Origin of the sequence: Caballeronia sp. NK8 (genome assembly GCF_018408855.1) — a bacterium.
Lineage (GTDB): Bacteria > Pseudomonadota > Gammaproteobacteria > Burkholderiales > Burkholderiaceae > Caballeronia.
This window is the reverse complement of sequence record NZ_AP024324.1, coordinates 260,620-272,125: the sequence shown is the minus strand read 5'-3', so window position 1 is coordinate 272,125 and position 11,506 is coordinate 260,620. Positions and strand designations below refer to the sequence as shown.

At 64.2% G+C, this 11,506-nt stretch carries 13 protein-coding genes; 2 read left to right on the top strand and 11 right to left on the bottom strand.

The features are described 5' to 3' along the window. Window positions 1–35: 35 nt before the first annotated feature. From tssC to NK8_RS22830, 5 genes are all read right to left on the bottom strand, one after another. On the bottom strand, window positions 36–1,538 hold the full coding sequence (tssC, locus tag NK8_RS22850) for a type VI secretion system contractile sheath large subunit (RefSeq protein ID WP_225936394.1): 1,503 nt from the start codon (window positions 1,536–1,538) through the stop codon (window positions 36–38). 4 nt (window positions 1,539–1,542) lie between these two features. After that, a complete protein-coding gene (tssB, locus tag NK8_RS22845; RefSeq protein ID WP_162069012.1) occupies window positions 1,543–2,070 on the bottom strand; it encodes a type VI secretion system contractile sheath small subunit in 528 nt (175 codons plus the stop codon). 38 nt (window positions 2,071–2,108) lie between these two features. Beyond that, window positions 2,109–3,164, bottom strand: a complete 1,056-nt coding sequence (gene tssA / locus NK8_RS22840; RefSeq protein WP_213231287.1) for a type VI secretion system protein TssA — start codon at window positions 3,162–3,164, stop codon at window positions 2,109–2,111. A 44-nt stretch (window positions 3,165–3,208) separates the two neighbouring features. Beyond that, the gene (locus NK8_RS22835; protein ID WP_035498968.1) at window positions 3,209–3,694 is read right to left on the bottom strand and encodes a type VI secretion system tube protein Hcp; all 486 of its coding nucleotides are present in this window, start codon (window positions 3,692–3,694) and stop codon (window positions 3,209–3,211) included. 174 nt (window positions 3,695–3,868) lie between these two features. Then, window positions 3,869–4,105, bottom strand: coding sequence for a hypothetical protein (locus NK8_RS22830; RefSeq protein WP_162068314.1), 237 nt, complete (start codon window positions 4,103–4,105; stop codon window positions 3,869–3,871). Between the two features lie 168 nt (window positions 4,106–4,273). On the opposite strand from NK8_RS22830, the gene NK8_RS22825 reads away from it, so the two are divergent. After that, window positions 4,274–4,810 carry an RNA polymerase sigma factor gene (locus NK8_RS22825; protein WP_213231286.1) on the top strand — a complete coding sequence of 179 codons (537 nt, stop codon included), beginning with the start codon at window positions 4,274–4,276 and terminating at the stop codon, window positions 4,808–4,810. Beyond that, window positions 4,807–5,637 carry an anti-sigma factor gene (locus NK8_RS22820; RefSeq protein WP_225936393.1) on the top strand — a complete coding sequence of 277 codons (831 nt, stop codon included), beginning with the start codon at window positions 4,807–4,809 and terminating at the stop codon, window positions 5,635–5,637. Before NK8_RS22825 ends, NK8_RS22820 begins: the two co-directional genes overlap by 4 nt. Here NK8_RS22820 and NK8_RS22815 read toward each other — a convergent pair. The 6 genes from NK8_RS22815 to NK8_RS22790 form a co-directional block, all read right to left on the bottom strand. Beyond that, the gene (locus tag NK8_RS22815; RefSeq protein WP_213231284.1) at window positions 5,634–6,071 is read right to left on the bottom strand and encodes an HPP family protein; all 438 of its coding nucleotides are present in this window, start codon (window positions 6,069–6,071) and stop codon (window positions 5,634–5,636) included. The genes NK8_RS22820 and NK8_RS22815 overlap by 4 nt on opposite strands. A gap of 118 nt (window positions 6,072–6,189) precedes the next feature. Further along, window positions 6,190–7,392, bottom strand: coding sequence for an NAD-dependent formate dehydrogenase (locus NK8_RS22810; RefSeq protein WP_213231283.1), 1,203 nt, complete (start codon window positions 7,390–7,392; stop codon window positions 6,190–6,192). A gap of 133 nt (window positions 7,393–7,525) precedes the next feature. Continuing rightward, on the bottom strand, window positions 7,526–8,458 hold the full coding sequence (locus NK8_RS22805; protein ID WP_213231282.1) for a LysR family transcriptional regulator: 933 nt from the start codon (window positions 8,456–8,458) through the stop codon (window positions 7,526–7,528). Window positions 8,459–8,567: 109 nt separating this feature from the next. Further along, window positions 8,568–9,359, bottom strand: a complete 792-nt coding sequence (locus NK8_RS22800; protein ID WP_213231281.1) for an SDR family oxidoreductase — start codon at window positions 9,357–9,359, stop codon at window positions 8,568–8,570. A gap of 7 nt (window positions 9,360–9,366) precedes the next feature. Continuing rightward, on the bottom strand, window positions 9,367–10,107 hold the full coding sequence (gene fabG, locus NK8_RS22795; RefSeq protein WP_213231280.1) for a 3-oxoacyl-ACP reductase FabG: 741 nt from the start codon (window positions 10,105–10,107) through the stop codon (window positions 9,367–9,369). A 22-nt stretch (window positions 10,108–10,129) separates the two neighbouring features. Then, window positions 10,130–11,473: an MFS transporter gene (locus NK8_RS22790; protein ID WP_213231279.1), complete on the bottom strand. Its 1,344-nt coding sequence runs from the start codon at window positions 11,471–11,473 to the stop codon at window positions 10,130–10,132. Window positions 11,474–11,506: the final 33 nt, after the last annotated feature.

Genomic DNA, 11,506 nt, shown 5'->3' with positions numbered 1-11,506 from the left:
GCTCCTTTTGCGGGCAATGGGCGGACGTGCGCGACTCAGGCGGCCTTGGCCGTCGGCAGTTTCGACACGAGCCGCAGCGACACCGTGAGACCTTCGAGCTGGTAGTGCGGGCGCAGGAAGAACTTCGACGTGTAGTAGCCCGGATTGCCCGCCACTTCCTCCACGATGACCTGCGCGTCGGCGAGCGGCTTGCGCGCCTTGGTGTCTTCGGAGGAATGCGTGGGGTCGCCATCGACGTACTGGAGAATCCAGTTCTGCAGCCAGCGCTCCATGTCGTCGCGTTCCTTGAAGGAGCCGAGCTTGTCGCGCACGATGCACTTCAGGTAGTGCGCGAAGCGGCAGCACGCGAACAGATAAGGCAGACGCGCGGCGAGATTCGCGTTGGCGGTGGCGTCGGGGTCTTCGTATTCGGCGGGCTTGTGCAGCGACTGCGCGCCGATGAATGCCGCGAAGTCCGAGTTCTTCTTGTGCACGAGCGGCATGAAGCCGTTCCGGGCGAGTTCGGCCTCGCGCCGGTCGCTGATCGCGATCTCGGTCGGGCACTTCATGTCGACGCCGCCGTCGTCGGTCGGAAACGCATGCACCGGCAGACCCTCGACCGCCCCGCCCGACTCGACGCCGCGAATGCGCGAGCACCAGCCGGATGTCTTGAACGAGCGCGTGATGTTCGCCGCCATCGCATACGATGCGTTCGCCCACGCGTACTTGCTGCTGTTCGCGCCCACGGTGTCTTCCTCGAAGTCGAACGCCTCGACCGGGTCGGACTTCGCGCCGTAGGGCGCGCGCGCGAGAAAGCGCGGCATCGCGAGGCCGATGTAGCGCGAGTCCTCGGAATCGCGCAGCGAGCGCCACGCGGCATGCTCGGGCGTCTGGAAGATCTTGGTCAGATCGCGCGGATTGGCGAGCTCCTGCCACGACTCCATCAGAAGCGCCGCCGGGTCCGCGCCCGCGATGAACGGCGCGTGCGCCGCCGCCGCGATCTTCGCGATCTGCGTGAGCAGGTCCACATCCGGACCGCTGTGATCGAAGTAGTAGTCCGCGACCAGCGCGCCGTACGGCTCGCCGCCGAACTGGCCGTACTCTTCCTCGTAGAGCTTCTTGAAGAGCGGGCTCTGATCCCACGCGACGCCGCGATACTTCTTCAGCGTCTTGTGCAGATCCGCCTTGGAGATGTTCAGCACGCGGATCTTGAGCGACTCGTCGGTCTCCGTGTTGTTCACGAGGTAATGCAGGCCGCGCCACGCGCTCTCGACCTGCTGGAACGGCTCGCTGTGCAGGATCAGGTTGATCTGCCCGGTGAGCGTCTGATCGATCTGCGCGATCAGCGCCTCGATGGTCGCGAGGACATCGCCGGAAATCACGCCGGTCTCGCGCAATGCCTGCTCGGCGAGCGTGCGTACCGCGTTCGCCACGGCGTCGCGGGCACGCTCGGACTTGGGCTTGAATTCCTTTTGCAGCAGCGTGGAGAAGTCGTCGAGTCCGGGCGCCGCGTCCAATACGGCGGCGCTGCCCTGTTGCTGGATGCTGAGATCGTTCATCGCGTCATGCTCCGGTGACGGGTTTGTCCGCGTCGTCGTTCCGACGAGGCTGGGTGGCGAGCGCCTTCATCAACGCGGGCTCTTCGAGCAGACGGGCGATCAGCGCTTCGGCGCCGGTCTTGCCGTCCATGTAGGTCAGGAGGTTCGCCAGTTGTGTGCGCGCTTCCAGCAGTTGCCGCAGCGGCTCGACCTTGCGTGCGATCGCGGCGGGCGTGAAGTCGTCCATGCTCTCGAAGGTCAGATCGACCGCGACGTTGCCGTCGCCCGTCAGCGTGTTCGGCACCTGCACCGCGACGCGCGGCTTCATCGACTTGAGACGTTCGTCGAAGTTGTCCACGTCGATTTCGAGAAACTTCCGTTCGGCGGCGGGCGCGAGCGGCTCGGCGGGCTGTCCCGCCAGATCCGCGAGCACGCCCATCACGAAGGGCAGGTTGACCTTCTTCTCCGAGCCGTAGATTTCGACGTCGTATTCGATCTGCACGCGCGGCGCGCGGTTGCGCGCGATGAATTTCTGACTGCTTTCCTTTGCCACGATGTCTGCTCCTTTGCTTTGCTTGTGTCCGGGGCCGCTCAGACGACGCCGCCCAGATGCCTGAATTGATGCGCGCCGTCCGGCGCGACGTCCTCGATGATTTCGATGAAGCTCTTGCCGACCAGCCTGCGCGCGCGGCGCAGCAGCACCGGCAACGGGCTCGACGGCTCGCACTCCGCGTAGTACGCACAGATCGCATCGAGCGCGTCGCTCACGTCTTGCGCGCTCGCGATGCGCCGGGGCGCTGCGGGACCGGCCGCGACGACTCGATGCGTCGCCGGACCGGAACCCGCGCCCTCTTCACTGCTGCTGGTCTCCATCACCCTTCCCCGATCCCCCGTATCCGGATCCAGCACTTCGACCCGCGCCGCCACGAACTCCCCGATGCGTCCGAGCGGCCGCGCGAGCGGCCCGAAATCGAGCGCGCGCGCCGGCCCCACGCGAGCGGTCAGCGTGCTCTCGATCTGCGCGAGCGACGCCCGCGCCGCCGCGAGCGCCACGCCCATCGCCCGCGCTGCGTCGATGCCTGCCTGCGCGAACGCCGCATCGATGGCCGCGAGCGTCGGCATCTCGTCGCCTTCGACAAGCGGCGCTTCACCCGCCATCACATCGAGTTCGCGCAGTGCGAAACCGCGCTGGCCGCGCGGCGCGACGAACGGCACGTCGCGCAGATCGCCCACCAGTCCCGCGTCGTCGACGAGCGCCGAGAGCGCGTTGACCCGCGCGATCGGATCGTCGTCGTCGCTGGCATCGAGCTGCGGATGCACGCCGCCCCAGTGCCGATCGAGCAGCCCTTCGATCAGCGCAAGGCCACGCGCCAGTCCGATGAAACCCTCGCGGACCGTGCTCGAACGCGTGTAGTGCACCGCCACGCGCAGATCGCGCGTGCGTTCGAGCAAGGTCATCGAGAGCGAGTGGGCGAGCGTCCAGTCGGGCGGCGTGGCGGCGATCACAGTGCCGCCGTACTGGGCGTCGGGCTTGCCGGCGAGCGCCTCTTCCAGCGACCGGAAATCGGCGCTGTACTCTTCGTCCTCGCCGCACGGAACATCCGGCGAGAGGTCGGTGAGCCAGGCTGCGATATCTGCGCGATTCATGGTGAGGTCCGAAAGAGGCGTGGGTTAGTTCGTGAGCGGGCGGTTCATTCCGACTTGTTCTTCGGGATGTTCCACTTGCCCGTCACCACGCCGCCCTTCTTCGCGCCGGTGTTGTCCTGCGGCTGATACTCCATGTTGAATTGCGCGAAGTTGAGCGTGACGCTCTCGGCAATCTGATCCCCGCCGCCCGAGCCCACCGAGTGGCTGCTGATGAGCACTTCCTTGAGCGTGATCTTCAGATATTCGACCGGCTCGTTGCCGCCCGCCTTGCGCAGCGTGAGCACGGCCTCGGGCATGTGCACGCCCTGGCAGCACGACTGCACGATCGTGGGCGAGCTTTTGTCGACGTACTTGCTGATCGTGAGATCCTGCACCGACGCGGTCCCGGTGCCGCCGCCCGTGCCGGTGTGCGTGGTGCCCATCTGCGAACAACCCCAGGACCAGCTCAGCACTTCGATCTCTTCGGTGTGACCCACCGCCAGAGATTCACCCTTGATATCGCCCAGCTTCAGAAACATATCTACAGCCATGTCAGTCTCCAGAGAAAAATGCGCCTTGCGGCACAGGCAAAATTCGCGTCACCATTGGATCGCGAAGCTTGGTTTGCGGGCTTTGGATGCGCCGCATTGATTTGGATGCCTAATTTGTATCGATGCTTCGACGCGTTTGAAACGTCGCGCATCAACCACTAGTCACGTCAGGATTCATTCGCCGAGCGCGCGGCGGATCGCCGCCGCCACGGCTGTCACGTCGCCGCGTTCGCAAAGCGCAGCCCAGCTTTCAAGCGTGTTACGACTCACCGCCGGTGCTTCGCAAAGCTGCGCAAATCGTGCGAGGGTTGCCGTCGAACCGGCTATGCTATGAAAACGTTCGCGTCCGATGCACGCGTCCAGCATGACCGCCATGCCTGCCTGCCGGGCCCGGTCGAGGAGGGTCTCCATGATCTGTCTCCTATTCGGTGGTTCGAGTGCGCGCCGTTGCGCGATCCGTGACCCGAAAACAGCCGCCCCCCGCCGCTTATTCCGCAAAAAAAATCGAAAAATTTTCGGAATAGATCGGCTTCTGGAGTGTTGTCAATCATGAGCGCGCCCATCACAGGAGTTGCCGCGATGAACGACGACGACCTGACGACCGTCCTGCCGACGCTGTTGCCGCGGCTATGGCGGTTCGCGCTGCGGCTCACGCAGAACCAGCACGACGCCGAGGATCTGGTGCAGCGCGCCTGCGTGCGGGCGCTGGAGCGGCGCAGTCAGTTGCAGCCGGGCACGTCGACGCTGAGCTGGCTGTTTTCGATCGTGCATTCGACGTGGATGAACGAATTGCGCGCACGTTCGATCCGCAGCCGCGGCAGCATGGACTGGCAGGACGAGGAGATCGAATCGTTCGCCGATCCTTCGGCGCGTAATCCGGAGCTCGATATGCTGCATCGCCAGGTAATCGACGCGGTCGAGGCGCTGCCCGAAGCGCAGCGCGTCGTGATGGTGCTGGTGGCGATCGAAGGCCTCAGCTATCGCGAGGCGGCCGTGGTGCTCGACGTGCCGATCGGCACGGTCATGAGCCGGCTGTCGCGCGCGCGGCTTACGATCGGTCAGAAATTCAGCGTGCAGGCCTCGACGGCAACAACTAGAAAAGGGGAATCCTTATGATGAATGTCGATGATTCACTGCTGATGTCGTACGTCGACGGGGAGCTTTCGCCGGAGCAGCGCGCGGAAGTCGAAGCGGCGATCGCGCACTCCGATGAACTGGCGGCGCGCGCAGCGGCGCTGCAGGCGTCGGTCCTGCCGTATCGCGCCGCGTACGACCGGCAAACGGTTCCGCCCGTGCCGGAAAGCCTCACGCGCCGCATCGAGGAGCTCGTGAGCGTCAGCGCGCCCCAGGAGCGCAAGACGTCACGCGGCGCGCGCCGCTTTTCGATGCAGTGGGCGGCCGCGGCCTTCGTCGCGGGTGCGGTCTGCTCGGGCGTGCTCACCGGTTATCTCGGCGGCTACAATCCGTTGAACCGCGGCGCCGATCCGTGGGTGCAAAGCGTGGCGGACTATCAGGTGCTCTACGGACGCGACACGGTCGCCAATCTGCGGGACGACAAGGCCACCACGGAGCAGGTTCTGGCCGATATCCACCAGCGCGACGGCATGCCGATCGCGGTTCCGGATCTGCGTCAGGTCGGTCTCAAGTTCAAGCGCGTGCAGCGCCTGAATTACCATGACCGCCCGCTCATCCAGATGGTGTATCTGCCGGAGCGTGGCGATCCGGTCGCCCTGTGCGTGATCGAGGAAAACGAGGGCGACGCGCCGGTGCGCGCGGGTCAGGTCGGGGAAATGAAGACGGTCACATGGCGCGCGAACCGGCTCGCTTACGTGCTGCTCGCCAAAACGCCGTCGCTCGATCTGCAGGCGGTCGGCAACAGCATCGCCAGCGGGAAGACGGTTCCGCTATACAGCGATCGCGCGGATGTATCGCACGACAGTTAGCGAGCGCGGAAGCAATAGTTGAACACGCGCGAGATCAGGAACAGGCAAAGCACCCCGGCGAGCACGGGCAGCAGCAGAAACTTCACCGATGCTCCGCCCGTCAGCATGATGACCAGCGGATCCGCGCCCGCTGGCGGGTGCACCGTGCGCGTCAGTTGCATCGCCGCGATGGCGAGTCCGACCGCGATCGCCATCTGCCATAAGCCGATGCCTGCGAACGCGCAGATGCCTACGCCGATCGCGGATGCAATCAGGTGCCCGAACACCAGATTCCTCGGTTGGGCAAACGCGCTCTCGGGCACTGCGAAAAGCAGCACGCACGATGCGCCGAAAGGCGCGATCAGAAGCGGCAAGCCGGTGGTTTTCGCGAGCAAGCCGAGCACGCCGATCGCAGCCGTGCCCCCAAGAAAGCCGAGCAACGCAGGTCCTGCCATGATGCGAGCCGTTGCTCGCATCCCTTCGCCGGATACATTTTCCATTTCGCTGTGACGAGATTGGTTGATACGCCGCGATGCGTGAGGTCTCGCCGCGCGGCGCGATGGCTATGCCCAATCAGGCAACCTTGAACCGGCTCGCTTCTTCCGAGCCTTTGGTAGCGTTGCCGGCGGAATAGGAATGCGCACCGGTACCGGCGAGCTTGCCTCCATCGACGATCAGATATTCGTCGCGGATCGGACGCGCGCCGAACCAGCACTCCAGAATCTCGCGCGTGCCGGCCGCGTAGCGCGTCTGCGCGGACAGCGTCGTGCCGGACGTGTGCGGCGTCATGCCCTGATGCGGCATCGTGCGCCACGGATGATCGCCCGGCGCGGGCTGCGGGAACCAGACGTCACCTGCGTAGCCTGCGAGCTGGCCGGTTTCGAGCGCGTGCACGATGGCATCCCGATCGCAGATCTTGCCGCGCGCGGTGTTGATGATGTACGCGCCGCGCTTCATCTTCGAGATCATCTTTTCGTTGAACAGATGCTCGGTTTCGGGGTGAAGCGGGCAGTTGATCGTCACGATGTCGCAGACCTTCACCATCGATTCGACGCTGTCGTGCCACGTCAGGTTGAGCTCGCGCTCGACTTCGGCGGACAGACGATGACGGTCCGTGTAATGCAGCTTGACGTCGAACGGTTTAAGGCGCCGCAACACCGCCAGTCCGATACGCCCGGCCGCCACCGTGCCCACATGCATGCCTTCGAGGTCGTAGGCGCGTTCGACGCAATCGGCGATGTTCCAGCCGCCCTTCTTCACCCACTCGTGCGAGGGCAGATAGTTGCGCACTTGCGAGAGGATCATCATGACGACGTGCTCGGCCACGCTGATACTGTTGCAGTACGTCACCTCGGCGACCGTGATGCCGCGCTCGATCGCGGCCTGAAGATCGACGTGATCGGAGCCGATTCCGGCCGTGAGCGCGAGCTTGAGCTTCGGCGCCTTCGCGATGCGCTCGGCCGTCAGGTACGCCGGCCAGAACGGCTGCGAGATCACGACTTCTGCATCGTGCAGTTCGCGCTCGAAAACGGAATCCGGTCCGTCCTTGTCGGACGTGACGACCAGCGTATGTCCTTGCGATTCGAGAAAGCGCCGCAAGCCCAGTTCACCCGACACGCTGCCGAGCAACTCGCCCGGCGTGAAGTCGATCGCATCGGGCGTCGGCGCGGTCTGGCCGCCGGGATAGCTCGTGATTTCGGGCACGCCGTCGCGGGCGTATTTTTTCGGCATGCCGTTGACGGGATCGTCGTAAAGCACGCAAAGCACCTTGGCCATTTCGTCTCGCTCCGTTTGATTTGAAAGATCGGCCCGGCAAGTCATGACGCGCTGGGTCGATGGAGCCAAGTCTCGGCGAACGGACGTGGTCGCGTCCAATCGTTTGGACGTATGCGCTGATAAGCGCGGCTTATCAAGCGCCGCGTTGTGCGCGCGGCAGCAGCGTATCGAAGCGCTGCTGGAGATCGAGTTCGCCAACCGCGCTCCACATCGCCGCGACGAGCGGCGGCATGGCCGGCGCACTGCGCGTGATGAGCCCGATCTCGCGCGTGAGTTCGGGCTCGAGTGGAATCGCGCGCACGCCGCTTTCCTTGCCGTCGATCACGCTGAGAAGACTATGCGGAAGGATGCTGTGCAACCCCGCGTGCTGCACGTTCGAATGCAGGGCGAGCAGCGAATCGGTTTCCAGCACGACAGTCGGCTGGACGCTCGCGCGCCTGAACGCCGCGCTGATCACCTGGCGATTCTGCATCGCGGTGCCGAGCAGACAGAACGGCAGGTTGCCCAGTTCCGACCACTTCGCCGCGCGCGGGCGCGCACGCGTGTGCGTCCCCGCTGGAGACAACAGAAAGTAGCGCTCCAGATACAGCGGCAGAACCGCGAAGCCGGCCTGCACGCGCTTGTCGAGATACGTGAAGCCGATATCGATCTCGTAGTCGTCGAGCTGACGGAGAATGACATCGGAACTCAGCGAACGCACGGCGTAGTGGATCGCTGCGTGCTGCGCGCGGCACGCGCCGAGCAACAGGCCGATGATCGGCATGGTCGTCGGAATCACGCCGAAGCGCAGCGTGCCCGTCAGGCGCACCTGCGACGCCGACGCATCCTGGCGCATGTGCTCGAGCGCGGCGAGCGTCTGGCGCGCCCAGCCGAGCACCCGCTCGCCTTCCTCCGTGAAACCAAGGAAGCGCCGTCCGCGTTTGACGATCACGAGCCCCAGTTCCGTTTCGAGACTGCGGATCGCCGATGACAAGGCCGGCTGCGACACGTTGCACAACTCGGCCGCTTTCGCAAAATGCTGCTCGGTCGCGAGCGTGACGAGATACTTCAGCTGGCGGATGAACATCTGGACGCCTGTACCGTTTCCATTGCCGCTCCACGTTATATCTTATTGAATATAACGATGCAGATCGGTTCTGTCCACGTCGCCGGCGAAGCCAACCAGCAGAAAGTCCTCAGAGATACTCTACGTTCCCGTCGACGCTGATCGACTGCCCGGTGATGTTGCGGGCGGCGGGTGAAGCAAGAAAAAGCGCCGTGGCGGATATGTCCTGCACCGTCACCATGCGACGTAACGAGATCTTCCCCAGGTATTCATCCCGCATTGCGTCTGCCGTCACGCCCAGTGATTCCGCCCGCGCGGCGATCACGCGATCCATCCGTTCCCCTTGCACGATGCCCGGCAGAATGGCGTTGACTCGAATGTCGCTGGGCCCCAGTTCGATGGCCAGCGATTTGGTCAGCCCGACCAGCGCCCACTTCGTCGCCGCGTAGGGCGTGCGAAACGCGTAGCCGAGCCGCCCCGCAACGGAAGACATCGTGATGATGCTCGCGCTGCGGGAGGTCTCCTTCATGAGCGGCACCGCCTTGCGCAGGAAGTTGAACTGTCCGTTCAGATTGGTGGTGACCGTTCGCTCCCACTGTTGCGCGTCGATATCTTCGATAGCCCCGGTCGGACCGGCGATGCCGGCGTTGTTGATCAGCAGATCGAGTCCGCCCAGCGCGCGCCCGGTTGCCGCGACGACCTCATCGACCTGGTTCGAGTCGCTCACGTCCGCGACGCAGCCATGCAACGACGCACTCGTCGACGTAAATGCTTCGACGGCGACGGCATCGACGTCGCAGATGACGACCTGCGCGTCGGCCTCGACGAACGCCTGAGCCATCGCGGCGCCGATGCCCGAGGCCGCGCCGGTGATCAGTACCCGCAAACCAGGCTGCGGCTTCAACAGTTCAAAAGTATTCATGTGGATCTCAGAGCGTCATGCCGCCGGACACTTCGATCACGGCGCCATTGATGTAACTCGCTTCGTCGCTCGCAAGAAACGCGTAGACATTCGCGACCTCTTCCGGCGCACCGAGCCGGCCCAGCGGCACCTGTTCGCGCATCTTGCGCAGAACGTCTTCGGGGATCGTCGACAGGATCGACGTGTCGATGAACCCGGGGGCGACAGCGTTGACGCGAATGCCCTTCGGCCCGAGTTCCCGGCTCCATGTCTTGGTGAAACCGATCACACCGAACTTGGACGCGGCGTAGTTGGTCTGGCCGAAATTCCCATAGATGCCGACGACCGAACTCGCATTCAGAATGACGCCCGAGCCTTGCGCGACCATTCCGTCCAGGACGGCCTGGCTGGCATGGAAGACAGCGCGCAGGTTGACGTCGATCACCGCGTCGAACTGGTCCAGGGTCATCTTCTGGAGACGAGCGTCGCGCGTGATCCCCGCATTGTTCACGAGCACATCGATACGGCCGAAGCGCTTGATCGCGCCCGCGACCACCTCGTCGACGGCGAGCCTGTCAGTCATGTCGATGCAGTATGCCGCCGTTTCTGCACCCGCCTTCTGGCAAGCCTGCGTCACTTCCCTGAGCGCTTTCTCGTTCACATCGCACACGACAACGGCCGCGCCTTCCTGCGCGAACTTGCGAGCGGTAGCGGCGCCAATGCCCTGCCCCGCGCCCGTGATCAGCGTTACCTTTTTCTGTAGTCTCATCTTTTCGCTCTGTGTCGATCGTTCAGGATTGCATGCCGGCAGCACTGCCGTTGCCAAGCGGGGACGATGCTTCGGCCTCGCGGCGAATCGCCTTTGCGAACAATGGCACAAGCAGCAGGCCGAGCAACGACGCCACGAGAATGATGTAAAAGCCGGAATCGCTACGTCCCGTCACCGTCTCGGCCAAGCCGAACAGGTAGGGGCCGACGAACCCGCCGATCAGCCCGATCGTGTTGATGAACGCGAGACCTGCAGCGGCCTGAATGCCGTGAAGGCGCTTCATCGCAATGGCCCAGTACGATGGCAACACGCCCCCGGCGAAGAAAGCCGTCACCGCAAGCAGCACCATGCGCGCCGCGGGGCTCGACGTGGCGATGAACGCGCACGCGCCGGCGATGAGTCCAACCGTGAGAATGCCCAGGAACGCGCAGTCATTGCCGTAGCGCCGATGAATCCGTGGCAGGATCAGCACGCCCAGCAGGAAACCAAGACCGACGCTCGCGGCAAGCACGCCGACGAGCAGCGGCGACTTGACGTGCATCTGCTGAATCATCGAGGGCGCGAAAAAGTACAGACCGACGAACGCCACCTGGTTGAGGAAGTAGATCAGGCCCATCATGACGGTCGTAGGGCGCTTCAACGCTGCCATCCAGTCGGAAGACGTCAGCTCCGGATGTCCTTGCGCGTCAGCGGCGGCACGCGACTCCAGCGCCTGGGCTTCCTCGGCGGACAGCCAGCGAGCGTCGCGCGGACGTTCCGGCATCTTGAAGAAAAGCAGAATGCCGACCAGTACGCTGGGAATGCCCTCGATCATGAACATCCATTGCCAGCCGTGCAGTCCGCCGAGTCCGTTCATCTGCATCAGCGCGCCGCCGAGCGGACTGCCGAGCATCAGCGCGAGCGCCGGCGCGATGTAGATCCAGCCCACGACGACCGGCTTGTCGTTCGGTGCGAACCAGAGCGTGACCATGTACATGAGCGCCGGGAAAAGCCCGGCCTCGGCGATGCCCAGCAGCACGCGCAGAACGTAGAACGACCACTCGCCCTGCACGAACATCATCGCGGTGGAGAGAATGCCCCATGTCACCGCAATTCTCGCAATCCATCGACGCGGCCCGATGCGATGCGCGGCGAGGTTGCTCGGCACCTCCAGCAAGGCATAACCGATGAAGAAGATGCCCGAACCCAACCCGTACGCGGCGGCGCTGATGCCGACATCGATTGCCAGTTGAGCTTTCGCCAGCGCGACGTTCGTGCGATCCAGGAACGACATGAAGTAGATCGCACACATGAGTGGAATAAGGCGCTGCATCGCTTTGCGGGTAGCGGCGCGGTGCAGCTTGTCGAGGTCGTCGATGATGTTCATTGTGTCTCCGGGATGGGTCTGCGCCCTGTCTGC